The organism is Acinetobacter sp. TAC-1 (assembly GCF_029025845.1).
Lineage (GTDB): Bacteria > Pseudomonadota > Gammaproteobacteria > Pseudomonadales > Moraxellaceae > Acinetobacter > Acinetobacter guillouiae.
This window is the reverse complement of sequence record NZ_CP118892.1, coordinates 2281021-2308013: the sequence shown is the minus strand read 5'-3', so window position 1 is coordinate 2308013 and position 26993 is coordinate 2281021. Positions and strand designations below refer to the sequence as shown.

The following is a 26993-nucleotide window of genomic DNA, read 5'->3' as shown; positions in this document are numbered from 1 at the left end:
ATATGGCAACTTTACTTGCACCAAGTTTTGAGCTTCCTGCACATTTGCTACAATACAGCAATTTGGCAGATCCCCGAATTGGTACAAAAGTACTTGAATGTTCAGATGATTTTTTTGCAGAAGCACAACGAATGTTGCAATTTAATCCACCCATTTTTGTAGAAGATAAATTTGATAATCACGGCAAATGGATGGATGGATGGGAAACCCGTCGTAAACGACATGCAGGCTATGACTGGGCAATTGTTAAATTAGGTGTTGCTGGAAAAATTACAGCATTTGATATTGATACCACTTTTTTTACGGGGAATTACCCTGCTTCCGCTTCAATTGAAGCCTGTTATGCACCAAATGGGGACTTAAGCAATGCACTATGGCAGCCCATTCTAGACAATTCTGTTCTTGGACCAAGCCAACATCATATTTTTGACATTAAAAATTCAGCAGTCTTTACCCATGTCCGCTTAAATATTTTTCCTGATGGTGGCATTGCACGTTTTCGCGTCTATGGTGAAGTGCAAATACAGATCCAAGATCACCAACATACATTAGATTTACTGGCACTTGAAAATGGTGGACGCGTGATTGCCTATAGTGATGCCCATTTTGGCCATCCTCGTAATTTGATCAATCCGAATCGTGGGATCAATATGGGTGATGGTTGGGAAACCAAACGCCGCCGTGCACCTGGATTTGACTGGTGTATTTTGGCCCTAGGTCAAAGTGGTGTAATTGAAAAAATTGAAATTGATACCGCACATTTTAAAGGCAATTTCCCCGCTCAAGTATCGATTCAGGCGATATATATTGAAAATGCGACTGATCCACAATTGATTCCGCAAAGTATGTTTTGGCCATTTCTACTCAATGCTCAGGATATGCAAATGGATCATATTCATGATTATGTAGCCGACATTTTAAAACATGAAAAAATTTCACATATTCGTGTCAATATGATTCCAGACGGTGGCATTAGCCGTATCCGATTATGGGGTAAAATTGCAGAGTGATTTTATGAAATATATTCAAATTCAGCCATTAACTGCTGAAGCTTTTGCAGCATTTGGTGAGGTCATTGCCTGTGCTGGCAATGACTTTTTCCATATCAATGGCGCACATACGGAACGCTATCATGCTTTATCCTTGGCCCAAGCGGCCAATGCTGAAGTCGGATTAAGTATTTTCCGTAATATTCAAAAAACCCAAGTACCTTGCGAAATTCAAATGCTTGAACGCCATCCAATCGGTTCACAGGCATTTATTCCGATGCAAGGTCAATCCTTCTTGGTTGTTGTTGCAGCGGCTTTAGATCAGGATCAACCTGATCTTGATCATATTTATGCCTTTATAAGCAATGGCCAACAGGCTGTAAACTATCGTGCAGGCACTTGGCATCATCCGTTATTGACGCTTGAAGCACCCAGCGACTTTACTGTAATTGATCGGATTGGTGAGGGTCACAATTGTGATGTTTTTCAATTTAATGAAAATATTGTCCTGACCTTATAATCACCATTTCATAACAGCAAATAAAAATACATGGATCAAAACATTCACACTAAAAGTGCTGAAGAGTGTTGAGATAAGACTTTACCCTAGGTTATAAAAAACCAGCACAGCATCATTCAGTGTTACGCTGGTTTGGAAAAATGATCTTAAGCTTATCTCAATCCTATTCATGCATTTAAAAATATGATCAGATAAAGATCATTTTAAAAATGATATTTAATTAAAGCACTGACATTATTTTCATCTTTGCCTGAGATGCCGTATTTATTATTCCAAACAGAATACTCAACGCCTAAATACAATTTCGTATCCGGTGAAATATGTTTACCCGCATTCCATTTCCACTGGGTGGTCCAGTTTAACTCACTGGCATGATCATCTTCAGCGGTTGACCAATCCAGAAAACCATCAACAAGAAAATCTTCTGATGCAATTTTGAAAGGCACACCAAAAACAAAAGTCAGCTGATAATCATCATTTGTGTTCTTGTAATTGTCTGCTTTATAAAAGTTTAATTGTGCATATTGGAAATATGGAATCGCCAAATCTACCCCGATCCCATACAGATAATTATTAAACCCTTCACCGCCTTCCCATGTTGTAGCAATAAGAACGTCTTTGATTGGTCCTGCTTCCAACTTATGCCCTGAAATCGCGCCTAAGCTCAATCGTGGTGAAACTTCAAAATAGGTCTCATTGCCTGAAACATCATTATTAGTACGATCCGCAAATGCAAAGAAGTCCCCATATTTTAATTTCGCTGCATATTCAAAAGTAATAGTCGATTGGTCATCTTCCCGAGCAATTAATTCATAATTTTTTCCATATAATCCAGTAATGCTAAAGTCTTGCCAAATAGGCGCAGCATGGGTGCTAAAAGTGGTGCAAACGAAAGTTGAAAGCGCAGCAAATTGTGTTAATTTCATTGTATAAATTCCCCATCAGAAATAGCGGTAAACACCTGCGTGAATAAGCAAAAACAAAGCCAATTTTTTACACTTGGTCAAAATTTCATAAAAAAAGCCCAAATCAATGGGCTTTAAAATCATGATGATAAAATTTATTTCTATAAAAGCTAGCTTCCACGATATGTGGAATAAGCAAAAGGGCTGATTAATAAAGGAATATGATAATGTTGTGCCAAATCAAGGACTGAAAAATGAATCACAACTTTTGGGAAAAACGTTGCTAAGGCTAAACGGTCAAAATATCCAGCAGTATAAAAAACCAAACTATAATCCCCTGTTTTAATTCCACTTAAATTAAAATCTGCAACCCGTCCATCTTCATTGGTCCTTGATTCTGCAACAATATTGTCTTGGCTATCCAATAATTTTATCAGAACATTTACGGCAGGCTTGCCAAGATGCGTGTCTAAGATATGGGTACTGATCATGTTATTTCCTTTCTAAACATTATTTTAATGCAATCAATCATTTAAGCTTTCATTTTCACTCAGTTCTTGATTGAGTCTTAACATTGCAATTTCACCAAGTTGTTGTTTAACAATACGCTGTTCTGTTTCAGGATCATTTAATAAACGATATTTCAGTGCTTGTAGAATTTCAGTCTGATCTAAGCCCATAGCACGAATTAAAAAAATATGACCAAATTTCTTTTCATAAGCAATATTGCCTTGCAATAAAGCATGTTGTGTTTCAGTGCTCTGTTTTATTGCTGATTGCTCTTGATGAGAAAATGCTTGCTCTTTTTCACTCAGCACTGCCTGAGCCTTTTTTTCACCGATCCGTGGGTGTGTCGCTAATGCATTTGCAATTTCTAACCATGTCCAAGTTGAGGCTTGTGCTTTTGCAAAATCCATTAACGCTTGAGTGCTGACAAATGGACGTTGTGACAAAATTTCATCTGACCAACGTTGAATGTGCACACAATGCTTGAGCAAGGTTGTAATCTCTTCTGATGATGCTTGATTAAATTCTTCTATTTTCACGAATAATACCTATGCTTGAGTTCGCTAAAATTTTCAAACACTTTTATATAAACTTTGCTGCGCGCTTTACTGCATTCAATTAAAAATAAAGTGCTTACCTTAAAAGCCACATCCTCATAGCGACAATTATGCGGCAGGATGATGTTTAAACCAATGTTCAGCGATATCGCCACGACGACAGATCCAGACTTTTTCATGTGTCTGGATATAATCTAAAAAACGCTGTAATGCTTTAAAACGACCGGGACGTCCCAGAAGACGACAATGCATGCCAATCGATAGCATTTTCGGCTCAGTTTCACCTTCTGCATAAAGCACATCAAAGGCATCTTTTAAATATTGGTAAAATTGCTCGCCACTGTTAAAACCAGCAGGCGCGCAGAACTTCATATCATTACTTTCTAATGTATATGGAATGATCAGGTGCGGGCGGCTTTGGCCTTGTAAATTGGTTAAACTTGTCCAAAATGGCAAATCATCACCATAGTAATCGCAGTCATATTTGATCTGTGGAAATTCAGCCAATAATTTACGTGTATTTGGGCTATCTCGCCCTGTATACCAACCCATTGGTGTAGTGCCAAATAAGGTTTCTAGAATGCTGATCGCTTGATCAATATGCTGACGTTCCGTTTCAATATCTATAGTTTGGTAATTTAGCCAACGCTGTCCGTGTGAAACCACATCGTAATGGGCTTGTTGAATGGCTTCCACAATATATGGATTACGTGCCAGCGCCATGCCCACTCCAAATATGGTCATGGGTAAGTTACGCTTTTTAAACTCATGATGAATACGCCAGAATCCTGCACGAGCGCCATATTCATACATCGAATCCATCGACATATGTTTGTCTGAAAAACTTGCTGCTCCCACAATATCAGATAAAAACTGCTCAGAACCGGCATCACCATGTTCGATATGGTTTTCAGCACCTTCTTCATAGTTGAGAACAAACTGTACCGCTATTTGGGCTTGATTGGGCCATGCTACTTTGGGTACTTCACCGTGATAGCCAATGAGATCTCGTGAATAGGGAGTATTTTGGATTTGGTCTATTAAGTCTTGCCCACGTAAATAAGTTTTATTCACTCAAACCGCCTTTAAACTTTTCAATCACCATTTTTTAGTGTGAATGATCAAGCAGTTTTTATGCCAATCTCACTCATGCTTTACTCAACGGGTTGGAAAGTTAACTGCACGTGATGACTTGTTCCCTTGAAAATATATTGATGTTTTCCAATTTGAAAACTTTGATTAGGTTGAAGACCACTTTCCTGCTGAGTACGTACAATCATCGCATTATTTTCATTCGATTCTTTTAACAAGAATTGATAAATTTTATCCGTCATCTCTGCATCTAATAATTTATGCTGGATTCTATTTTGTAGATATTGATCTAAACGTTTTGTATAAAGTTCTATAAGTTTTTTATCACCAGAACTAAAAATGCGATCAAAATTATCTAAAGAAGCCACCTCTTTATTTACTGAGCTTAATCCTGTGGCTTTAATTGCACTCACTTCAAATTGATCAGTACGTTCAAAAACCAGATTCAGACTTTCGAGATTGTCTGAAAAATTTGCATCTTGTTGTGAATATTGTTCATAGATATCACGAAAAAGTTTTTGATATTCATAGGATATAGACGCGTAATCATACAGATTAAAGTATTGCATCTTACTTACATCAGCTAAGTATTCAGCACATTTTTTCCCACATTGTTGTTTTTGTTGTTGACTGATTGCATTGGTCACTAAGTACTTTGTATAAAATTGATACGCATCATCTAGATATTGAATCTTATGCGTCCATTTATATTTCACCAAACTTGCATCACCTGCTGCAAGGTAGGTTTCATATCTCAAGATTTTTCTCTCTTTTGGTAAATCTTTCTCCCATAAGTCACGATATTGATTCAAAATTTTAACGCCCGATATGGTGAAATCAGATGCCGCTAAAGCACAATTTTTATCTTCTAAATAACCCAAAAAATCTGAAACAAAAATAACATCCATCGAATACACATCTATTTTTTCAGAATTTGAGCGATTTAAAAATTTATGCAACATGGTAAGAGGCATATAGCTTTCAAGCCCCTTACATTGTGTTTCAAGAGGTTGCGCAAATTGAGTTAAATCTGACTTTAAAGCCACAATATCTGCATATGTAGATACAGGTATAAACGTAAAAACCGTCAATAGAGCAATTTTTCTTATTATAAAATTCATGCTGTTAATCTCATTTTATTTAAAAATAAAAAACTCTGTATTGTCTAATTGATGATTTAACAATGCATAACGAAAATCACGCATTAATTGTGATGATAATTCTCGCTTTTGCTCAACCAGCATTTTCAATAACTGTAAAAACTGACCATGACTAAATACCAGTAAATGATCATGTTGATAGTGTGCTTTTAACGAATCCAAGTGCGAAATAAAGTCCGTAACGCGTTGATAAAAATTTGCAAAAGACTCAGCGCCGTCACTTGTCACTAGGTTCACATCTGCTTGATTCCAATAATCATCTACCCAAGGTTTTCGTTCCTCTAAAGTGGTATTTTTACATCGCGTATCGGATAAGTAAGAAAACTCCTGAATATCTAGAACTTGAGGTGTAATCTGATCTCGTAATAAAATTGGTTCAGCTGTTAGACGTGTACGGAGGAATGGCGAGATAAAAATCTGCTTTGCTGGTGGTAAAACATCAACAAGTTTTTGCGCTTGTTCATGTCCAAATTCGGTTAAGGGAATACTTGCATGTGACTCAGTTTTACCGTTTACATTACCTAAACTTTGCGCATGACGGATTAAATAAATGCTCATAAAATTCTCTTACCTCACCTTTATTTTGAAAATAATCAATAATTTTTAGTCAATCAATTTACAACTCATATTTCAATCATCATTTTTGAAGATTAATCATCCAGAATTTTGGTTAGAAAAATTTATCGGCTCCATAATTAGTTTTAACTTATTGTCTGAAACTATAAAACTATAAATGTGCTGACCTAATTGATAACTTGTTACACTTTTGCTTTTAGTCTCATGTGTACCTAGATATTCAACCTTTGTGTACAAGTATCTGCTTTCTTTGCTTAAAATCTCATATATATTTTCTATCATGCGATCATCAAGAAGATTGTTTTCAATACGATATTTTATATAAGCATCTAGTTTTGCATAGAAAATATTTTTAATGTTTCGGTCATCAATTTTAAAAATTAATTTAAAGTTTTCAATTGATGCAACTTCGAAGGGGAAAGAATTTAAACCTGTTTTTTTTATATATTTGATTTCAAAATCATTAGTTAAATCAAATATTTCTTGAAGTTGTGTGATCTGCTGTTCTGTTTTTTTTAAATTTTTATAATGATGTTGAAATAGATCATGATATGCCATTAAAATACCCACATAATGAAGAGGAAGATAAAATCCATGATCTTCTTTTAGATATACATAATCTTTACATAACTCTCCACATCGGCTTTTCTCATTTTTTGAAATAATATTTCTATTTAAATAAATATTAAAATTTTCTTGAGCTTGTTGTAATTTTTGGTTATCCATCGTCCAAGAATACTCAATTAAATTAGCATAACCTGCTTGCCTATAAACTTCATTATTCAACATTCTCTCTATATCATATTTATCTTTAAAATATTTTTCTTTAATTGAAATACCATTAGCTGAAAATTTACTTGCTGCCAAAGCACAATTTTTATCTTTTATAAAAAGTAAAAAATCTGAATTAAATATAAACATAAGATCATATACATGAATATCACTTCCTTTTGAGTCATTTAAGAAGTTATTCAAGTTTTTTATTGGTCTATAATCATCTTCATTTTTACATGCTATTAATAAATCTTGGCTTATTAAATTTAATTCAGACCGCACATCAGCATACGCAAATTTATTCATCCCTATAAAAGCAATAAAAATTGCTATTTTTAATACTCTAATCATCAAATTGGCCCTTATATTTTTCTCTTTTTTGATATTTTAAAAATCATCTTCATTTTCAAAAGGCTTCTTTCATCAGCTCTTTTTTAAATCATAAATCAACATAAAAGCCCCCTCATCCTAGCCTTCTCCCCCAAGGGAGAAGGAACCTTCTATAGCTATATGATTCACTCCAGATGAGCATTTTTTAATTTAGCAAAGAGCTTTAAAATTATGAGTTAAATAAGAGTTTCTCTACTGCTCTTCGGTTTACTAAACCTTGTACTGTTTTGCCACCTGCTTTGATCCAAACATCAAATTGATCACTGGCAGCGTGATAATCAGAGGCGTTCAATAATTTTAATAAAGTTGAATTTTTAAAAGCACCAATACCAATGTTATAGCTCAATGAAACCAACGCATCAAACTGATTTTGATTTAACGGCACATTTACAGCAGCAGTTACTGCTTGCTCAAAACGTCTAAGGTCATATTGCATATAGTTTTTTGCTTGTTCAATGGTACAAGTATCACCATACTGAACAGCTTTTCCATGCGGGTAAATCGTTGTTCCATAACCGATGGTACACACACCAACACCATCATCATAAGCTTTAAGCTCTAATCCCTCAAAACCACAAATCAAATCCACGCCTTGAGGACTTACATAAGTAATTTGATCTTGTGCAAAGCCAATGACATTCGTATCAGAATCAATAGCGACACCGATATTTGAATTGGAATAATCAGCCCTATGTTTATTCGATTCGCGCTGCTGTTGATTCAATGGCTTTGAAAACAACATAGAAAATAACTTGGAAAAAAATTTAGACCAAAATCGCGTCATCAATAAAACTCAAAAAAAAAAAGGAAAAGGTTATATCGCTGTACCAATACCACCCAATATTAAACATAGCTTTTTGAATAAATAAAGTTGTCTTTGGTTGCATTGGGTATAGATCTATTGATTTTAAATAGAAAAACTCCGCTCTTATCATAAGAAAGGAGTTTTATCTTCTTGTTGCTGTTGATATACATAGAATTAAAACAAGAAATAACGCTGTGCCATTGGTAATACTTCAGCAGCTTCACAAGTTAGATGTACACCATCTGCACGAACTTCATAGGTTTCAGGATGCACATCCATCACAGGACAATAGCTATTATGCTTCATGTCTTGTTTAGTGATGTTTCTGGTATTTTTACAAGGTGAAATTAACTTCTTTAATTGTAATTTTTCAGCAACACCAAGTTCAATTGCGGCCTGTGACAAGAAAGTAATACAGGTATTATGCACGCCTCTTGGATACGCTCCAAACATTGGACGGTAATGTACCGGCTGTGGTGTTGGAATTGAGGCATTAATATCCCCCATTGGCGCTGCCGCAATCATTCCACCTTTAATGATCATCGATGGTTTTACCCCAAAAAACGCGGGTTTCCACAACACCAAATCAGCAAGTTTTCCTTCTTCTATAGAACCAATTTCGTGGCTTAAACCATGAGTAATGGCGGGATTTATTGTATATTTTGCAATATAACGCTTCACCCGATTATTATCATGATACTGATTATCGCCTTCTAATGGTCCACGTTGCACTTTCATTTTATGCGCCGTTTGCCAAGTACGTAAAATCACCTCACCCACACGCCCCATGGCTTGAGAATCAGAAGACATCATTGAAATTGCGCCGAGATCTTGCAAAATATCTTCTGCTGCAATCGTTTCGCGACGAATACGACTCTCAGCAAATGCGACATCTTCAGCTATCGCTGGATCTAAATGGTGGCAGACCATGAGCATGTCTAAGTGTTCATCAATGGTATTGATGGTATATGGGCGGGTTGGATTGGTTGAAGATGGTAAAACATTTGCTTGACCAATGGCTTTTAAAATATCAGGTGCATGACCACCACCCGCACCTTCAGTATGATAAGTGTGAATAGTACGATTTTTAAATGCCCCCAGTGTTTCTTCAATAAACCCACTTTCATTTAAAGTATCGGTATGAATCGCCACTTGTACATCATATTCATCTGCCACAGTTAGACAATTATCAATTGCAGCAGGAGTAGAACCCCAGTCTTCATGCAATTTCAACCCCACCACACCTGCTTTAATCTGCTCCGCAATCGGTTCAGGTTGACTCAAATTACCTTTACCCAATAAGCCAATATTCATAGGTAAATCATCAATGGCTTGCAGCATGGTTGAAATATGCCATGGCCCCGGTGTTACCGTTGTTGCCGATGTTCCTGCAGCAGGACCAGTACCACCACCAATCATGGTCGTTGTTCCCGACATTAACGCTGTTTCAACTTGTTGTGGGCAAATCCAATGAATATGGGTATCTATTCCACCAGCTGTAAGTATTTGCCCTTCACCTGCAATCACCTCAGTGGCCGCACCAAGTGGAATGGTAATATCAGGTTGAATATCAGGATTGCCGGCTTTACCTATTTTCCAAATTCGCCCATTTTTTAATCCCACATCGGCTTTAATAATTCCCCACCAATCGACAATCAATGCGTTAGTAATCACCGTATCGGCAACATCTGCTGCAAGTAATTGAGATTGTCCCATCCCATCGCGGATAACTTTACCACCACCAAATTTAACTTCTTCACCATAGGTGGTGAGGTCTTGTTCAACTTCTATAAAAAGTTCGGTATCTGCTAAACGTACTCGATCCCCAACGGTAGGACCAAACATTTCAGCATAAGCTCGACGTGACATTTTCATTTTGATTATCCTTTTAGTCCAACTTACCCATCACACGCCCTGCGAAACCATAGACTTCACGTTTTCCGACCAGTGCAACGATTTCTACATCACGTCGCTGCCCTGGTTCAAACCGAACCGCTGTACCAGCCGCAATATTTAAACGAAAACCTTTGGCACGTTCACGATCAAATTGCAAAGCATCGTTGGCTTCATAAAAATGAAAATGTGAACCCACTTGAATCGGCCGATCACCTATATTTGACACTGAAATTTTTAGTACTTCACGACCGACATTCATTTCAATATCACAATCAGCTGTAATAATTTCACCAGGGATCATATGCTTATCCTAATTTTGAAGAAGTGTTCTATACAATCGGTTGATGGACTGTGACGAGCTTTGAGCCATCTGGAAAAGTAGCCTCTACCTGCACTTCGGCAATCATCTCAGGCACACCCTCCATCACATCATCACGACTGAGTAAGGTGGTGCCAAAATGCATCAACTCACTGACGGTCATTCCATCTCGCGCACCTTCAAGCAGTGCTGCGGAAATAAATGCAATAGATTCAGGATAATTGAGTTTTAATCCACGTGCTTTGCGACGTTCTGCAACCAAACCCGCTGTAAAAATCAGCAGTTTATCTTTTTCAGTAGGATTGAGTTCCATATGTATTTCCTAAAGTTCTCACATTTTTTTATGCAAAATATGTGCTCAGTTTTAAATTAAACACGCAGATTTTATTTCTAAAAGGTGATCTTTGAATGAATCAAGTTCGCCAAATGCGTGGAAATGCTTCATCCAAATCAAACCAATATCGCCTTAATCTGGCACGTATTGCAGCAAAGGCATCATGACAATGTCGAACATCATCACCTAAAAAACGTGCACTGATGACATCACCCAATAAGGTTAACCTTACAGGCATATCCATTCGCATCATCAACTCACGAATTAAATCGATATGTGCCTCTAAATAAATGTTTGCTCGGAATTTTTCAGGAGGAACTGCCCATAAACTGCCCATAACGGCATGATTATTCATGCCTAGACAAGAACTGAGCCAACGATCATTGCCTTTAAAACTCAGTGTGTCTGCCACCAGTAATTGCTGATTTCGCCATAATTTAAAATGACTGTGATAAGCACCAGATTGAAATTTTTCATCTCGAGCTTGTCGACCAATTACCAACATATCCCAACCGATAAAGCTTGCTGTCTGATCAAGCTGAATCAAGGTTTCTGAGTGAGCATTGGCACCATCAAATAACATGGTTTCTTGAGGAAGCCATTCAAACACAGCATTGTGTTTAACTGAGATATGGATATGTTGATAAGCTTGTTTGCCATTGGTTCGATACCATTTACCAGCACCTGGGGTTGTGACTAAGGCATGGGCAGCAGCATCTACACTGATCTCAAATGTTAAATGATCGCCACCTGCAATACCCGCAGGCGGATGGACAATAATCGCATGACAAATTCCAGTTTTTTCTGGCCACAGCATCTTTTGCACACGTACAGGTCCAAAATGTCTACGATGCGCCAATACCGTTCGCTCAGTTTGAGCCTGAAAACCCAATTCGAGTTTGGCATACCACAGGCGCTGATCAGGAAGATGTTCCACTAAACTTGTCATGACCGCCTTTATAAATTGATATCCGCAATTAAGCGCTTAAACATTAAGCCAAACCAATAACGGCAACGATTGCAGCCAAAGTACCAATAATTTTTTTGCCATATGGAAAGTACTTTTTGATAAAAGCACCAATGCCCAATCCACCCGCATAGATCAATGCCATTGCTGTCACCATACCTAAAATCAGTAAGCTAGCATGACCTGATTGGCCTAATTCAGCGCCATGTGCAACGCCGTGAAAACTTGCTAATAGAACTGCTGCGATAGGTAAAACTTGATTTGTTTTTGTCCAAAGCGCAACAGCCAATAAAATCAATGACGCAATGATGCCGTACTCAGCAACTACTGCTGGAATAAATCCTTGGCTACCGATCATAAAGCCAATCACCATTGCTACAGCTAAGCCAATCAAGCCGAAAAGCTTCCAGCGTTGATTTGCCGTCCACATCAATACACCAAATGCGATTGCCATCATCAAATGATCTAAACCTGTAAATGGGTGAATAAAGCCTGCCCAAAAACCGCTATGGTGATCATGTCCAGGATGAGCCAAAGCCAATACAGGTAAATATGCAGCACATGCCATCAGACTGTGTTTAAAAAAACGCATTTGAATTCTCCTTTGATTATTTTTCAATTCAAATAGTTACAATTATTTTTAATATCGCGACTAAGCTTCAATCTCTACGCTAAGCTTTAAATAAACCTTGTTTTTCAATAAACTCAATGATTTGCTTTAAACCATCTTGAGTTTTCATATTTGAAAATAGAAAAGGTTTGTCACCACGCATGCGTTTTGCATCTTGATCCATCACATCGAGATTTGCACCGACCATTGGGGCTAAATCTGTTTTGTTTATAATCAATAAATCCGACTTGGTAATGCCAGGACCACCTTTACGTGGGATCTTTTCACCACCTGCAACATCAATCACATAAAGAGTTAAATCAGATAATTCAGGACTAAAGGTAGCGGCTAGATTATCGCCACCACTTTCAATAATAATCAGCTCTAAACCATCAAATTTTTCACAAAGATCATCAATTGCAGCCAAGTTAATTGAAGCATCTTCACGAATTGCAGTATGTGGACAACCACCTGTCTCAACACCAACAATACGTTCTGGTGACATCGCTTCATGACGAGTTAAAAAATTAGAATCTTCTTTGGTATAGATATCGTTGGTCACAACCGCCATATTATATTTGTTGCGTAAAGCAAGGCATAAATTCAAGGTTAATGCTGTTTTACCTGAACCAACAGGACCACCTATTCCAACACGTAAAGGGCTACGTTCTATCATCATTTTTTCCTTTTCTATGCTTCATTCTCAATAAAAAATAGCGAATGAAACGTGTCATTTATGATCTGAATAATCGTGAATATAAAGTTTCATGCGACATACTTAACATCGCATAATTGGGCAAGGCACTACTTAACTCGTCATCTTCTAAGGCCAAGGCACGCACTACCGCTTGAGGAATTAAGTCATGTAAGTGCCATAAAATTCTTTGACCACTCATTTGCCCTAAAGGGACAGTTTTAACCGCACCTAGCACTTGGTTTTCTAAAACAGTAAAGCTATATGCTGTCAGCACATCCACCAGATTAAGTTTTAATGTTCCGCATAAATGTGCATAAACAGGGACAAAACCAAACTGCTTTTTAATCTCAGGTTGCTGTTTTAAAACATCACGAATCCAAGCATTCAAAGAAAATGCCAACTGCTGAGATTCAGCCCGTAATTCTTTCGACTCACGGCTCGCTTTATAAAAGTTAGCCCAATTTAAAAATTCAGCTTCGTCTAAATAATGTTGCATCAGACGTTTTAAAACGGGGAGTTCAAACCTAACCAGCAACATTTCCAGCACTTCTTCAAAATAAGCAATACTGCTTGCTTCATCATGAATCAAACCCTGATCAATCGCACTTTCTACCCCTTGTGAATAACAATACGCACCGATGGGTAAGGCTGTCGATGACAGGGTCAATAGACTTAATAGTTGCGATGCGTTAGTGATGGACATGATGTAAAGCCTTAATCGGGCTTAAACGATGATCATGCTGATGTTGGGCATATGCCCCACTTTCAGGTTCAAATGGATGTTCAACTTCATCTACAGTTAGTCCTAAACCTTGGATCATTTCTGCAAGGACATGATCAGGTTCAAAATAAAGTGCAGTTGGGGTAAGCATTAACGGAACATGACGATTTCCCAGATGATATGCAGCTTTAAGTAAATCAAAACTATGCAGTGCCGAAACTTGCATTAATTTTTCAGCTTTGGCATCTACACGTAACACTTCACCTTGTTCAGTTGCAATATAAGAACCACTACGCAAAATGCCTGTACGTGGTAAATCCGCACCAATATCGTGCCCATTATTTAAAGTTGCACGAAAACGGCTCTTTTGCCGAGTATCAAAAGTCAATTCAATACTTTCAGCCTCAATGTTTGACTCTATATGGTCTAGACGTTGCGTATAAATTTTCATACTGATCCACTTATCTATGGCACTTGATTTAAAATGTTCCAAATTGATGCCAAAATTTTATTCATAAATATCGGTTTGCATTAAATTAAAGCATTTATCATGCCAGTTTTTAGAATCGTAAGAATTCAAACTGCATCTTATTTAGAACACCAACCTAAAACCTAAGATCAAATTTACATGAGCGAGATTTCAATAAAAAATCAGAACAATTAAACGTTACAAAATAAAACCATAATAAAATTATGTGTATTTCACAAAAGCTTGAAATAACACACTTTTGATCAACTAAAATTCTTATCGACAATTTGCGACTAACAGCGCAATGTGTTATCAATGAATAAATAATGACGGGGTCTGTTGACAATTCGTCTAGATTTGCGACTACGTGTGTTTTTTAGGTGATACTAGGCACGAAGTATGAAATTTAGTCATTCTAAATGAATATTTCGTAACGACGTAGCGGCAAAAAACACGCTAGTCCCGAAGGGTTGTGGCTAAAATTATCTCAGTCTGCGTTATGAAACTCGAAAATAGTCTCGCTATTCTCTTCGTTTCCTGCCTTGTCTGCTCAATTTTAGCCTACAACGCAAACCCTTTATGAAATGTCAACAGCCCCCTTAAAAGGAGAAACTTATAATGGCTTATCAACATATCCTTCTTGCTGTAGATGACTCTCCTATTTCTTATGCTGCACTTGAACATGCAGAGAAACTTGCACTTGCTTTTAACTGTAAAATTACTGTGATGAGTGTGATCGCAGTTGATCCTTTTAAAGGCGTCGATTTTTATAAAATAGCGCCTGCTGTAACTCAATATTTATTTGAAGCTGAAAAAAATGCTTTAGCACGTTTAAAAGATATTCAAGAAACTTTAGTTCACCATGGTGTAACAACAGTAGATACCAAAGTGGTACGTGAAGTGCCTCCAGCTACTGGAATTTTAGATGCTGCAGATGAACTCAATGTGGACCTTATTGTAATGGGTTCTCATGGACGTACTGGTCTGAAGAAATTCTTCTTAGGGAGTGTTGCACAAGAAGTGTTGTCGATTTCTCCACTGCCTGTGTTGATTATTAAATCTACCCAAGAAGAAACTTAATTTTTATTGGAAATGTTAATTAAAAAGGTGTGATTATGACTTATCAAAATATTCTTGTCCCAGTTGACGGTTCTGACATTTCTTTTTCTGCATTAAAACATGCTGCTGCGATTGCCAAAGCCTTTGGAAGCAAAGTCACTGCGATCAGTGTCGTTGCTGAAGACCCTTTTGCTGCTGCTGATTTTTACTATTCGCCAGATATGTTAAAAGATTACATTCTAGAAGCAATTAAAAATGCGGAAGAAGGTTTGGGTAAAGCCAAACAATTGGCTGAACAGCAAGGTGTTCAAATTGATACACAAGTCGTGAGAGACTCGGTTGCAGCTGAAACCATCATTAAAACTGCTGAATCATTACATACAGATTTAATTATTATGGGATCGCATGGTCGTAAAGGCTTCCAAAAGTTTTTCTTAGGCAGTTTTGCGCAAGATGTACTGGGTCAAACCAAACTTCCTGTATTGATTGTCAAACAGTGATTGATTAGGGTCTATTAACCGTTCATAAATGATTTGCGTTGTAGACGAATTGTCAAATGCCCTAAAACTAAATAAATAAAACCCAGTTTAGCTGGGTTTTATTTATGCAATGTCCAGATCAAAGATAACTTGGAAAAATTATTAAACCGCGATAACTTTGACTAAAATTGTTTGAGATTCTTCAAAATCATCAAAAATTTGCTTACGGCTAAGTTCTTTGGACTTTACTTTAAAATTATGATTTTGATAGTGGATGACCTCAGGTATTTGATCAAAATAATTTCCTTCGGCTTCAATACTTTCTTCAAATAAGGCTGTGCCAAGCTGATATTCTCTACTTTTTAAGACAACATACTTAACAGTCGTTTTCATCATTCGCACTCCATTTTCATATGCACTTTATTTTTATTTATATCACTTTTTGACGCGTTTGAAATATAAAAATTCATCATATTGCATAGTAATTCTACAATTGGCCCAAAAAAGGAAAACCCACCTGTTGAGAAGTGGGTTGACTGCATATTTACAGACTTTACGCTGATTATTCTTTTAACTTTCTGTGATTGTTATTTGATGCTTATTCTTGGTTTTTGTTGTTTTGTACCGTCATTATGGCAAATAAATATGACAAGCTTATTTCAACTCAGCGCTCTTTTGATTTATTTTGTCTTTAATAAACCATATAAGCTAATATTCTGATTTATATATAAAAATATCCAAAAAAATTAAATTTATGGCTCAATATGCTTATTTTTTGTTTGGTTTTCTTGCAAATTCCCTCAATTCACTTATAGTTAAATTATTGAATATAAATAATTAATTTAGAGCCATACCAATGCTTTTAAAACAATGTTGTGATCTGCTTGAAAGAAAGAATTTAACAGTCGCATTTATTGAAAGTGCAAGTTCTGGTTATTTATCCAGCCAATTTTCGATCTATAAAAACAGTGGTGCAGATATTTTATTAGGCGGTTTAGTCAGTTACGACCCCTCTATTAAAATTTCAATTTTACAAGTTGATCCATCCCTCATCGAAAAATATAGTGCTGAATCAGTTGAAGTCACGAAAGCAATGGCAGTTCAAGGGAAAAAACTCTTTAGCGCTGCAGATATCATTGTCAGTTGTACGGGCTTACTTAAACCTGGTGGTAGTGCTAGTATTGAAAAACCAGAAGGTACTTTCTTTATCTCAATCTATTATCAAAACACATTGTCGAATTTTAAATATTTTATTGAAGGTGAGCCGTTGACTCGTTTAAATCAATTAACTGAAAATGTTGCAAAGGAAATATTAAAAATCTTAAATTTTGTTTAAGATTTATGCTATGTCTTAACTGAAATACAAATTACTGAAATATTTAATTCACTTTTTAACTAAAAAGCGGTAAATTTTACATAGATTATCAACATATCAATAACACAAATGAACTTATTAGGAAGCGGTATGAAACTTCAATTTGCGGTAATTTCTTCTTTAGCATGTTTAACTTTGGCGGGTTGTGCTGGCTCTTATCCAGAAAGAGTTGTTACAAAAGGCCCTTTAATCTGTGAAGCAAATGAAGTTTGCCCTGAACTTTCTATGCGTTGGAAAGATGAAGTCCGTGATGGATTTAAAATCACAGCAGAAATTAACAATCCAACAAAATATGATATTACCCAATTTGTCTTTTTAGTGGATGGTCAGCCATATACATATTCAACCATTAACACGACACAATATGCGGGTACAGTTTCATCAAATTCGATTAATGTTCCAGTCAGCTTTCTTAACTCATTCCGTAATGGTAAAGAAATCTCACTTAAATTGGTAACCAACCAGGGTGATGTTGAACGTTCAATCTTAAAGGCAGATGGTCAACAGTCTTCTGCTTACCTGACTTTCTTAAAGGGTTATACAGGTCAAATTGTTACTCAATAAGACTGAGCAGCATAGATATAAAAAAACCAGACAAAATGTCTGGTTTTTTTAACTCAAAATCTTTAACTTAAAATAATGAATCCAAGATCATTCAGCTAAATTTGTTGAGCAATAACTCTATTAAGTAAAAAACAAATCATTTGAAATTTACTCTAATAATTAAAGGTATTTCAAAACTAAAATACCCTCTCTTATCTCAAATATATTTGCTATTTAGGTTCAATTGGTGCAAATGGTGCAACCACATCAGCATTTTGTGCACGGTGACGCATAAAATGGTCCATCAATACAATGGCAAGCATGGCTTCAGCAATAGGTGTCGCACGCACGCCCACACAAGGATCATGACGACCTTTGGTCAGTACATCTGTATCTTCACGATCTAGATTAATGGTTTTCCCCGGTGTAGTAATACTTGCGGTTGGTTTTAACGCAATCGCTACACGGATGGTTTGGCCTGAAGAAATACCACCGAGAATACCACCAGCATGATTGGCTAAAAAACCATCTGTGCTAAGTTCATCACGGGTTTCATGACCAAATTGTTCTGCAACTGCAAAACCATCACCAATTTCAACACCTTTCACCGCATTGATGGACATCATGGCATGAGCAATATCAGCATCTAAACGATCAAATACGGGTTCACCCCAACCTACAGGTACTTTTTCTGCAAGGATCTCAAGCTTTGCACCACAACTGGTCCCCTGTTCACGTAATGATGTCACCAGCGCTTCAAAACGTGGAACCGCATTGACATCACCACAGAAGAACGGATTATTCGGAACTTCATTCCAATCTAAAGCTTGTGCTTTTTCTTTACCAATTTGCGTCACATGCCCACGAATCACAATCGCAAATTTCTCAAAAAGAAATTTCTTTGCAATCGCACCCGCTGCCACACGCATCGCCGTTTCACGTGCACTTGAACGACCACCACCACGATAATCACGGAAACCATACTTTTGCGTATAGGTGTAATCTGCATGGCCTGGACGGAAAGTTTGCGCAATATTGCCATAATCTTTAGATTTTTGATCTGTATTACGGATCAATAAACCAATCGAAGTTCCTGTCGTTTTACCTTCAAAAACTCCAGAAATGATCTCAACCTCATCTGGCTCTTTACGCTGAGTGGCAAACTTAGACGTTCCCGGTTTACGACGATCTAAATCAATTTGTAAATCTTCAGCAGATAATTCAAGACCCGGTGGCACACCATCAACAATTGCCATCAAGCCTACGCCGTGAGATTCACCACAAGTCGTTACACGGAAGAGTTGTCCAATACTGTTACCTGCCATGCTTACGACTCCTTAAGCTTGAATAGATTGAATAAATAAATCACGGAATGTACGACATTGTTCAGCAGTCAAAGCAAAAATACCTGTACCGCCTTTTTGGAACTGTAACCAGTAAAAATCAATGGTATTAAAATTCTGTTTCATTGCCCATTCTGAGTTACCTACTTCAATCACGATTAAACCGTCTTCAGTTAAATAATCAGCTGCTTGAGCCAACATTTTTCGAACTAAATCCAAACCATCTTGACCAGCAGCTAAAGCAAGTTCAGGTTCATGATGGAATTCATCTGGAAGATCAGCCATATCTTCAGCATCCACATACGGTGGATTTGAAACGATCAAATCATATTGATTTTCAGCTGGGATTTTGGCAAACAAATCTGACTCAAGCAAAGCCACCTGATATTGCTTATTGTGATGCTCTGCATTAATAGAAGCCACTTCTAATGCTTCTTTAGAAATATCAGTTGCATCTACTTCTGAATCAGGGAATGCATATGCCAACGCGATCGCAATACAACCTGAACCCGTACACATATCTAAGATACGTTGCGGTGTTTTTGGATTTGGGTTTTCAGGTAAATTATTCACGCCTGCACGTGTTTGTCCATTTTCATCTAAACAATAAGGTGCAAAACGGTTTTCGATCAATTCAGCAATCGGTGAACGAGGAATTAACACACGCTCATCAACATAGAATGGCTTACCAAAGAAATAAGAGAGGTTAAGTAAATAAGAGGTTGGAATTCTTTCATTTACACGACGTTCGAGTAAATTTAAAAACTCAGCTTTTTCACTTGGCAATAATTTTGAATCTAAAATTTCAGCATCCGCCTTCCATTCCAAAGAAAGCGTTTGTAAAACCAAGGCAGAACTTTCTGCGAAATAATCTTCTGTACCTTGACCCAAATGTGCATCGTATTGACGTAAAGCTGTAACCCCAAAACGAATAAAATCACGAATTGTTGATAGGTTTTCAGCAGCTTCCTGTAAATGTTCAGGGCTAATAGTCGGTCGATCCACTTAAGGTTTCTCCAAGGTCATATTTTTAAACGCCTTATGATACCTTGTTTTGCATGACATTTATAATGCTTTACGACAATTTACTTAGCAATTATTTTATAGCGCAATAAAGCACTATAAACGATAGCTTTGTTTCTCTAACATATTGGCTCTATTGACTGTTTGTTTGAGGGCACAATTGTAATACTTCATTTTATAATCATCAGAAACTGATTTATTTGACTCATCACACTGCTGATCTCGAAGTTTAAACCATTGTTTCTGATATTTCTTTTGAGCTTTCTGTTGCTTGTCTGTATACAAATCCAACGTCTGTTTAAATAATGATTTCAAACGATCATCTTGCTTGCTCAACTCAGTTTTCATACAGCTGGCAAGTGTTGCCGAGCTTGAACCTGCCGAATTCATACAGCTTAAATAATCTGAGCTATAACCGATCGCCTGCGTGTGCATCGGCAATAATACAACTAAACTGATACCCCAATACTTTAAATACATCCAATTCCCCAATCCCAAAATCATTATTTTAATTCAAAAACTTTTAATCCAAAGAACTCAGGCACTGATTAGCAACAATCGCCTCTGCAAAAGAGTGTAAAAGATTTGAAACTAAATACAATCATTGTAGATAAATTATTGTTAAAACTTGATTTAAAACAATCAACTTTGTTTCACCATATCACTCGTTTTTTCAGATTTTTTTTCAAACCTATTGTTGTATATTTTTAAAACAAATCAATGCGCTTGGTTATAAAATATAAACTTATTTGTGGCAAAATTGCTGAGATTGAGCGCTTAACTTGAAATTGGGTCATTTCACCTTTATATATACAACAAGTTTTTAAATATTTATGAATTTAGTCAATTTATGAGCTACAAACATAATAACCTCATGGCTATGCGTCAGTCATGGTGGGATGATGAATCCACTCCAAATGTCAAAATTGAAAAGCAGTTTTTTCAACAAACCCTCACTGAACAAGGTGTTTACGAAGCGCCTTCTCTAGACGATGTAAAATATTTTTTCTTTAGCTTACCCAGCATTATCATTGTTAAAGGCTATGCGCTGGGCTTTACTAATCAAAGCGTTAAAGATCTGATCATTCATTACATTGCTTCAAATAAGCAAGGTTTAATACTCCGCAAAGAGCTTAAAATCCAATTTAGAATGTAAATTTTAATATTGCTTAGGCTATTTTGATGGAATTAATTTAATTCCCCCATTCAGCGAATTGAACTGTTTAAATACAGTCATTCCATGTAATATTCCTTACAATTAGTCATCTTTTTATCTTTTCGAATCTCTTATAAAGGATTTTATCTTCATGTCAGATCAGAACGAAAAGCTCAAACAGTTAAAAACCTCATCAATGGATCGTCGCTTATCAATTGCAAAAGCATCATTATTGGCAGGTACACGCTGGGCAGCTTCAAGTGCGAGTTCAATCTTTTCAAGTGAAGAAGAAAAAGAAAAAAAACGTAAACAAGCTATGAAAGAACAAGCCAATTATCTTGTTCAAGAAATTGGCAAGCTAAAAGGTTCAATTGTTAAAATCGGTCAAATGATGGCGCTTTATGGCGAGCATTTTTTACCTGAAGAAATTACTCAAGCATTAAACACCCTCAATAATCAAACAGTTGCCCTTGCATGGCCTGCGATTAAAGAGCAATTGGTCAGTCAATTGGGTTCAAAACTCAACGATCTCACCATTGATCATGAGCCGATTGGTACAGCTTCTCTGGCTCAGGTTCACCGTGCAACACGTAAGTCAGATGGATTAGAGTTGGTTCTTAAAATCCAATATCCTGGTGTAGCCGACGCCATCGACTCAGATATGAGCCTATTTCGAAATATGCTTAAATTGACACGTATGGTGCCACAAACCCGTGAGTTCGATCAGTGGTTTGATGAAGTTCGTGAAATGATGCATCGTGAAGTTGATTATAAAGTTGAAGCGGCAACAACCCGTCGTTTTGGCCAACGACTTAAAGAAGATCCACGTTATGGCGTGCCACAAATTATTGATGACTATTGTACCAATCAAGTCCTGTGCATGACCTTTGAACGTGGTGTACCCATCAACAGCCCTGTCATGCTGTCTTTACCACAAGAGCGACGTAATCTTTTAGGTGAAGCATCACTTGAAATCGCAGTTCGTGAATTGTTTGAGTGGGGCGAAATGCAAACCGACCCGAACTTTGGTAATTATCTTGTTCGCTTGGGCAATGGTGAAGAGATAAAAGATAAAATTATTTTGTTAGATTTTGGCGCTATACGTCAGTTCGATGACCAATTACTTCGCGTAGCTTGTAATTTAATCAAAGCGGGTTATAACCACGATGCAGAAGCAATGGTCAATGCGATGTCGGGCTATGAGTTCTTTGATGCAATGCCTTTAAGCATTAAACCCGATATGGCAAAAGTATTTTTATTGGCAACAGAAGCATTTAGTACACCTTTAAATAACCCAGATTTACCTGCTGGCGTGATGGATCAACATAACCGTTATGACTGGAAAAAAAGCCAGCTACATAGCCGTGTGATGCAACGTGCTTCAAAATCAATGGCTTCACGTTACTTCAGTATTCCACCAAAAGAATTTATGTTTATCAGTCGTAAATTTATTGGTGCTTATACATTTATGACGGTGATTGAAGCAAAGACCAATGTTCGTAAAATGATTGTACCTTTTGTTTAATCTTTTTAGTTTTCATACAGGTTAGACGAGATTGTAAACGTTTTAAAAATGTCACTTTTACCAATACCCAACAAATGTTGGGTTTTTTTATTTAAAAATAAACAATAAAAATCAGAATATTAATAACAAATATATCATCTACTCTACCATTCATCTAAGGTCAATCACTTTGTCAGCTTTGACATAGTTTTTTATTTTTATGCATGTCAGGATTGTTGTATACCGACACTAAAATACAGGGACTTCGGCATGACCAATATGGTAAATAAAGCTCAAGGTTTGGGTTTAAATCTAATTACAAAAATTGCAGGTAGTGATTTACTTGATCAGTTTAAATTGCGCAAATTTATCGAAAGATCACTTTATCAAGGTTCTAAAGCTGGTTTTAAAACCTTAAGTGCAACACAAAAAGCATTTAAATCAGATTCAAATGTAACCAAACAACGTCTGCCCAATCAGCAAAAGTCCCTATTTGATCTGAGTTTGACTGAAGAACAGCAAATGACGGTGGATGCCATGGATCAATTTGCGTCCGAAGTACTTTATCAACTGGCCCATCAAGCGGATCACGACGAAAAGTTTCCAGTTGAGCTTTGGCAACACAGTACCGATTTAGGTCTAAATTATTATGCACTACCTGAAGCTTTAGGCGGTGTTGCATCTGAAAAAAATATTGTGAGTAATATTTTAATTGCCGAACGCTTGGCTAAAGGTGATTTTTCACTTGCTGCAGGTCTGCTCTCTACTTTTAGTGTCATCAATGCAATCACACAATGGGGTTCTGAAAAAGTTCAATCTGTTTATTTAGCAAATTTTGCCAATGATACCGATATTCAAGCCACTTTTGCGGTACAAGAAGCAACCCCAGCATTTAATCCCTTACGCTTAAAAACCAAAGCGACTGCCAACAATGGACAATTCAGCATTACTGGAGAAAAAACTTTAGTGCTATTAGGTGCAACAGCAGATTTATTCCTTGTTAGTGCAGACTTTAAGGGTCAAGCGGACGTTTTCGTTGTAAAGCGAGACCCAAGTATTACAGTGAAAAAATCACCGGCAATGGGTTTAAAAGCAACTGAAACGGTAACTTTGAAGTTTGACAATACCCCTGCCCAACGTCTAGGTGACGAAGATTTTAATTACCCTGCATTTTTAGATTTAGGCAATCTAATGTGGTGTGCAATGGCTGTTGGTAGCTGTGAAGCGGTTAAAGATTACAGCATCAAATATGCCAATGAACGTACTGCATTTGGTGAACCTATCTCACACCGCCAAAGTGTGGCATTTATGATCGCAGATATGGCGATTGAAATTGATGCAATGCGTATGCTGATTTTAAATGCTGCCAGTCTTGCAGAAGCAGGACAACCCTTCCATAGAGAAGCGTATTTAGCCCGTCTACTTTGTGCAGAAAAATCCATGAAAATTGCTACAGATGGTGTGCAAATTTTAGGTGGACATGGTTTTACCAAGGAACATCCAGCTGAGCGTTGGTACCGCGACTTACGTGCAACAGCCGTTCTACATTCTGGCTTACACGCTTAACTTAGAAGATAAAGGATAAAAATCATGAATTTACAAAATCCAAAAAAATTCCAGATGCTTTTAGATCAAGCACACGAAACCGCATTGAATGTTTTACGCCCAATTTCTCGTAAATACGACAAAGCAGAACATGCCTATCCTAAAGAACTTGATATGCTGGCTTCTTTACTGGATGGTATGAACGACGGTGGTGATGGACTCAATGCTGGCGCTGCAATCAATAAACGTGGCGATATCGACAGCAATAATAAAAATGGCACCAATATGTCGACTGCCTTGGGTGTGATCGAAATGTGTTATGGCGATACAGGCCTACTGCTGACCATGCCTCGTCAAGGGCTAGGCAATTCAGCGATTGCTGCCGTCGCCAATGATGAACAGCTTGAGCGTTTTAAAGGGACATGGGCTGCGATGGCCATTACTGAACCTGGTTGTGGTTCTGACTCTGCTGCGATTCGTACAACTGCAACCAAAGATGGTGATGATTACATTCTGAACGGTGAAAAAATATTTGTCACCTCTGGGGATCGTGCTGACTCGGTTGTGGTTTGGGCAACTTTAGATAAGAAATTGGGCCGTGCTGCAATTAAATCTTTTGTTGTACCTAAAGGTACACCCGGCATGAAAGTTGAACGCCTTGAACATAAACTTGGTATTAAGGCATCGGATACAGCGGCAATTAGTTTTATTGACTGCCGTGTCCCTGGAGCAAATTTACTCGGTAATGCAGAAATTGATGTAGCCAAAGGTTTTGCAGGGGTGATGGAAACCTTTGATAATACCCGCCCACTTGTTGCTGCTATGGCTGTGGGCTGTGCCAAAGCATCTTTAGAACGTATTAAAGACATCTTTAAAGATGAACTAGATCCCGACTATGCAACTCCATATTTGCAAACATCCAATTTGGCTGCACAAATCTATCGGATGGAAGCAGAATGGGAAGCTGCACGCTTACTCACCATAAAAGCCACATGGATGGCAGATAACAAAAAGCCTAACTCTCGTGAGGCCTCTATCGCCAAAGCTAAAGCTGGACGTATTTGTAATGAAATCACTTTAAAATGCGTAGAGTTGGCTGCCAGTGTGGGTTATAACGAAGATGAATTATTAGAAAAATGGGCGCGTGATTCAAAAATTCTAGATATTTTTGAGGGAACACAACAGATTCAACAGCTGATCATTGCCCGTCGAGAATTGGGTAAATCTTCGAGTGAATTAAAATAGTATTGCAGCAAAACCTGTAAATTTACTTAGGGTTTGTTGGCATTTCATAACTAGACGAATTGTCAACAGCCCCTATACTGTTATTCAAGTGGTAAAGTTTTGATCAGTTGAATTTTTAACTGATCACAAAAGGTAGAATTTTTGTTATAAAAATTCTACCTTTTTTATTTTCATTTACTTATGTACCAAATTAGAACGATACAAATACAAGACAATCCGTCGATCGCACAAGTTATTCGTGAAGTATCTAAAGAATTTGGCTTAGCACCTGAATCAGGCTTTGCTGTAGCCGACCCGATCTTGGATGATTTATATCAGGTATATGCTCAACCCAATGCCCAATATTGGATTATTGAGGATGCAAATGGTCGCGTTGTTGGTGGCGGAGGTCTTTCACCATTACAAGGTGATGCAACTGTTTTAGAGATTCAAAAGATGTATTTTTTGCCTGAACTCCGTGGTTTAGGATTTGCTAAGAAAATTTTAGAAAAGTGTTTTGAATTTGCACAACAACAAGGCTTTCAGTCTTGTTATTTAGAAACCACTCAAGATCTCTGGCAAGCCATTAAACTCTATGAGAAGTTAGGCTTTAAGCATTTATCACAACCTAAAGGTAATACTGGTCATAGTCATGTTTGTGAAGTTTGGATGCTTAAAACATTGCTTTAACGCACCATAAGCTTGTTCAATTCACTTTGGTCGTATTTTCATTACTTTCAGGACATAACACAATGTTATTATGGTCTAAATCACTCGATATTTTGAGTGATATTTCAATTCGACTTAAAAAAATGGATGATTGGCAAAACAGTCATTGAAATTGCTTAATGGTGATTTACAATGAAAAAGTTTAAATAATTTAATTTTTATGCGTAGAACATCATTATTTATGAGTATTGTGTGAAATTAAGGGAATGTATAAACAATGTTGTATTTGGAAGATTTAAATATTGGTGATCATTTTAAAAGTCGTGAATACGAAATGACTTTGGATGAGGTTTTAGAGTTTGCACATAAGTATGATCCGCAAGTTTTCCATACGGATGCTGAAAAAGCCAAAGATCACCCGATTTTTAAAGGACTTGCTGCAAGTGGATGGCATACCTCAGCGGTCACCATGCGCCTTTGGACTGAATGCTTCCCTGTTGCTTATGGCTTAATTGGTTCAGAATCAAGTTTAAGATGGCCAAAACCCACGCGTGTGGGCGATAAAATACATGTCGATGTCGAAATTGTATCTATCCAGCCCTCTAAAACCAAAAATGATCGCGCAATTGTGACCTATGTAACACAAGCAAAAAATCAAGATGACGATGTATTGCTAATTTCAACCACTAAAATTGTGGTATTTAAGCGCAATTTTGATGCACATTAATCCTAAATTTGTCTTACAATATTTAAGGGTTTTTCCATATCATGACAATATGATTAAA

Annotated in this window: 32 protein-coding genes; 12 read left to right on the top strand and 20 right to left on the bottom strand. The window is 37.1% G+C overall.

What is annotated here, in order from left to right; genetic code table 11:
• Positions 1-2 precede the first annotated feature (2 nt).
• The gene (alc, locus tag PYV58_RS10815) at positions 3-1010 is read left to right on the top strand and encodes an allantoicase (protein ID WP_034617340.1); all 1008 of its coding nucleotides are present in this window, start codon (positions 3-5) and stop codon (positions 1008-1010) included.
• 4 nt (positions 1011-1014) lie between these two features.
• Positions 1015-1509, top strand: coding sequence for an ureidoglycolate lyase (locus tag PYV58_RS10810; protein WP_034617344.1), 495 nt, complete (start codon positions 1015-1017; stop codon positions 1507-1509).
• Between the two features lie 203 nt (positions 1510-1712).
• Here PYV58_RS10810 and PYV58_RS10805 read toward each other — a convergent pair whose 3' ends face one another.
• The 16 genes from PYV58_RS10805 to ureE form a co-directional block, all read right to left on the bottom strand.
• Entirely contained in the window at positions 1713-2435 is a 723-nt protein-coding gene (locus PYV58_RS10805; protein WP_034617347.1) for an outer membrane protein OmpK, read from the bottom strand.
• A 149-nt stretch (positions 2436-2584) separates the two neighbouring features.
• Positions 2585-2905 carry a hydroxyisourate hydrolase gene (uraH, locus tag PYV58_RS10800; protein WP_034617350.1) on the bottom strand — a complete coding sequence of 107 codons (321 nt, stop codon included), beginning with the start codon at positions 2903-2905 and terminating at the stop codon, positions 2585-2587.
• 33 nt (positions 2906-2938) lie between these two features.
• Positions 2939-3460, bottom strand: a complete 522-nt coding sequence (gene uraD, locus PYV58_RS10795) for a 2-oxo-4-hydroxy-4-carboxy-5-ureidoimidazoline decarboxylase (protein ID WP_034617353.1) — start codon at positions 3458-3460, stop codon at positions 2939-2941.
• A gap of 126 nt (positions 3461-3586) precedes the next feature.
• Complete coding sequence (puuE, locus tag PYV58_RS10790) at positions 3587-4552, bottom strand: allantoinase PuuE (RefSeq protein ID WP_034617356.1); 966 nt, start codon at positions 4550-4552, stop codon at positions 3587-3589.
• A gap of 80 nt (positions 4553-4632) precedes the next feature.
• On the bottom strand, positions 4633-5691 hold the full coding sequence (locus tag PYV58_RS10785) for a hypothetical protein (protein ID WP_034617359.1): 1059 nt from the start codon (positions 5689-5691) through the stop codon (positions 4633-4635).
• Positions 5692-5706: 15 nt separating this feature from the next.
• A complete protein-coding gene (locus PYV58_RS10780) occupies positions 5707-6288 on the bottom strand; it encodes a histidine phosphatase family protein (protein WP_034617362.1) in 582 nt (193 codons plus the stop codon).
• 96 nt (positions 6289-6384) lie between these two features.
• Positions 6385-7431: a hypothetical protein gene (locus PYV58_RS10775; protein WP_034617365.1), complete on the bottom strand. Its 1047-nt coding sequence runs from the start codon at positions 7429-7431 to the stop codon at positions 6385-6387.
• 208 nt (positions 7432-7639) lie between these two features.
• Positions 7640-8254, bottom strand: a complete 615-nt coding sequence (locus PYV58_RS10770) for a lysozyme (protein ID WP_034617368.1) — start codon at positions 8252-8254, stop codon at positions 7640-7642.
• A 195-nt stretch (positions 8255-8449) separates the two neighbouring features.
• Positions 8450-10150: an urease subunit alpha gene (ureC, locus tag PYV58_RS10765; RefSeq protein WP_034617371.1), complete on the bottom strand. Its 1701-nt coding sequence runs from the start codon at positions 10148-10150 to the stop codon at positions 8450-8452.
• A 13-nt stretch (positions 10151-10163) separates the two neighbouring features.
• Positions 10164-10472 (bottom strand): urease subunit beta, encoded by a 309-nt coding sequence (locus PYV58_RS10760; RefSeq protein WP_004821682.1) that lies wholly within the window; start codon positions 10470-10472, stop codon positions 10164-10166.
• 28 nt (positions 10473-10500) lie between these two features.
• The gene (ureA, locus tag PYV58_RS10755) at positions 10501-10803 is read right to left on the bottom strand and encodes an urease subunit gamma (protein WP_004720298.1); all 303 of its coding nucleotides are present in this window, start codon (positions 10801-10803) and stop codon (positions 10501-10503) included.
• A gap of 100 nt (positions 10804-10903) precedes the next feature.
• Positions 10904-11773, bottom strand: a complete 870-nt coding sequence (locus PYV58_RS10750; protein WP_034617373.1) for an urease accessory protein UreD — start codon at positions 11771-11773, stop codon at positions 10904-10906.
• A 43-nt stretch (positions 11774-11816) separates the two neighbouring features.
• Positions 11817-12383, bottom strand: a complete 567-nt coding sequence (locus tag PYV58_RS10745) for a HupE/UreJ family protein (protein ID WP_034617375.1) — start codon at positions 12381-12383, stop codon at positions 11817-11819.
• A gap of 79 nt (positions 12384-12462) precedes the next feature.
• Positions 12463-13077 carry an urease accessory protein UreG gene (ureG, locus tag PYV58_RS10740; protein ID WP_034617377.1) on the bottom strand — a complete coding sequence of 205 codons (615 nt, stop codon included), beginning with the start codon at positions 13075-13077 and terminating at the stop codon, positions 12463-12465.
• 58 nt (positions 13078-13135) lie between these two features.
• A complete protein-coding gene (locus PYV58_RS10735) occupies positions 13136-13801 on the bottom strand; it encodes an urease accessory UreF family protein (RefSeq protein WP_004821688.1) in 666 nt (221 codons plus the stop codon).
• Positions 13788-14270, bottom strand: coding sequence for an urease accessory protein UreE (ureE, locus tag PYV58_RS10730; protein WP_004821691.1), 483 nt, complete (start codon positions 14268-14270; stop codon positions 13788-13790). Before ureE ends, PYV58_RS10735 begins: the two co-directional genes overlap by 14 nt.
• A gap of 636 nt (positions 14271-14906) precedes the next feature.
• On the opposite strand from ureE, the gene PYV58_RS10725 reads away from it, so the two are divergent.
• A complete protein-coding gene (locus PYV58_RS10725; protein WP_034616595.1) occupies positions 14907-15368 on the top strand; it encodes a universal stress protein in 462 nt (153 codons plus the stop codon).
• 35 nt (positions 15369-15403) lie between these two features.
• Positions 15404-15847 (top strand): universal stress protein, encoded by a 444-nt coding sequence (locus tag PYV58_RS10720; RefSeq protein ID WP_034616593.1) that lies wholly within the window; start codon positions 15404-15406, stop codon positions 15845-15847.
• 141 nt (positions 15848-15988) lie between these two features.
• Here the strand turns inward: PYV58_RS10720 and PYV58_RS10715 are convergent, their stop codons facing one another.
• Complete coding sequence (locus PYV58_RS10715; protein ID WP_034616591.1) at positions 15989-16219, bottom strand: hypothetical protein; 231 nt, start codon at positions 16217-16219, stop codon at positions 15989-15991.
• A 463-nt stretch (positions 16220-16682) separates the two neighbouring features.
• On the opposite strand from PYV58_RS10715, the gene PYV58_RS10710 reads away from it, so the two are divergent.
• Together PYV58_RS10710 and PYV58_RS10705 are read left to right on the top strand one after the other, a co-directional pair.
• Complete coding sequence (locus PYV58_RS10710) at positions 16683-17162, top strand: CinA family protein (protein ID WP_034616588.1); 480 nt, start codon at positions 16683-16685, stop codon at positions 17160-17162.
• Positions 17163-17291: 129 nt separating this feature from the next.
• Positions 17292-17765 (top strand): hypothetical protein, encoded by a 474-nt coding sequence (locus PYV58_RS10705; protein WP_004821699.1) that lies wholly within the window; start codon positions 17292-17294, stop codon positions 17763-17765.
• A gap of 209 nt (positions 17766-17974) precedes the next feature.
• Here the strand turns inward: PYV58_RS10705 and aroC are convergent, their stop codons facing one another.
• From aroC to PYV58_RS10690, 3 genes are all read right to left on the bottom strand, one after another.
• A complete protein-coding gene (gene aroC, locus PYV58_RS10700; protein WP_034616585.1) occupies positions 17975-19069 on the bottom strand; it encodes a chorismate synthase in 1095 nt (364 codons plus the stop codon).
• Between the two features lie 12 nt (positions 19070-19081).
• On the bottom strand, positions 19082-20092 hold the full coding sequence (gene prmB / locus PYV58_RS10695) for a 50S ribosomal protein L3 N(5)-glutamine methyltransferase (RefSeq protein ID WP_004720275.1): 1011 nt from the start codon (positions 20090-20092) through the stop codon (positions 19082-19084).
• Positions 20093-20206: 114 nt separating this feature from the next.
• Entirely contained in the window at positions 20207-20590 is a 384-nt protein-coding gene (locus PYV58_RS10690; RefSeq protein ID WP_004720273.1) for a lysozyme inhibitor LprI family protein, read from the bottom strand.
• 370 nt (positions 20591-20960) lie between these two features.
• Between PYV58_RS10690 and PYV58_RS10685 the strand changes: the two genes are divergently transcribed.
• From PYV58_RS10685 to PYV58_RS10660, 6 genes are all read left to right on the top strand, one after another.
• The gene (locus tag PYV58_RS10685; protein ID WP_034616582.1) at positions 20961-21266 is read left to right on the top strand and encodes a hypothetical protein; all 306 of its coding nucleotides are present in this window, start codon (positions 20961-20963) and stop codon (positions 21264-21266) included.
• Between the two features lie 151 nt (positions 21267-21417).
• The gene (locus PYV58_RS10680) at positions 21418-22791 is read left to right on the top strand and encodes an AarF/ABC1/UbiB kinase family protein (protein WP_004720267.1); all 1374 of its coding nucleotides are present in this window, start codon (positions 21418-21420) and stop codon (positions 22789-22791) included.
• A gap of 258 nt (positions 22792-23049) precedes the next feature.
• Positions 23050-24336 carry an acyl-CoA dehydrogenase family protein gene (locus PYV58_RS10675; protein ID WP_171077799.1) on the top strand — a complete coding sequence of 429 codons (1287 nt, stop codon included), beginning with the start codon at positions 23050-23052 and terminating at the stop codon, positions 24334-24336.
• A 24-nt stretch (positions 24337-24360) separates the two neighbouring features.
• A complete protein-coding gene (locus PYV58_RS10670) occupies positions 24361-25560 on the top strand; it encodes an acyl-CoA dehydrogenase family protein (RefSeq protein ID WP_034616575.1) in 1200 nt (399 codons plus the stop codon).
• A gap of 180 nt (positions 25561-25740) precedes the next feature.
• Positions 25741-26229, top strand: a complete 489-nt coding sequence (locus tag PYV58_RS10665; protein WP_034616573.1) for a GNAT family N-acetyltransferase — start codon at positions 25741-25743, stop codon at positions 26227-26229.
• Between the two features lie 256 nt (positions 26230-26485).
• Complete coding sequence (locus tag PYV58_RS10660; RefSeq protein ID WP_004720258.1) at positions 26486-26935, top strand: MaoC family dehydratase; 450 nt, start codon at positions 26486-26488, stop codon at positions 26933-26935.
• Positions 26936-26993: the final 58 nt, after the last annotated feature.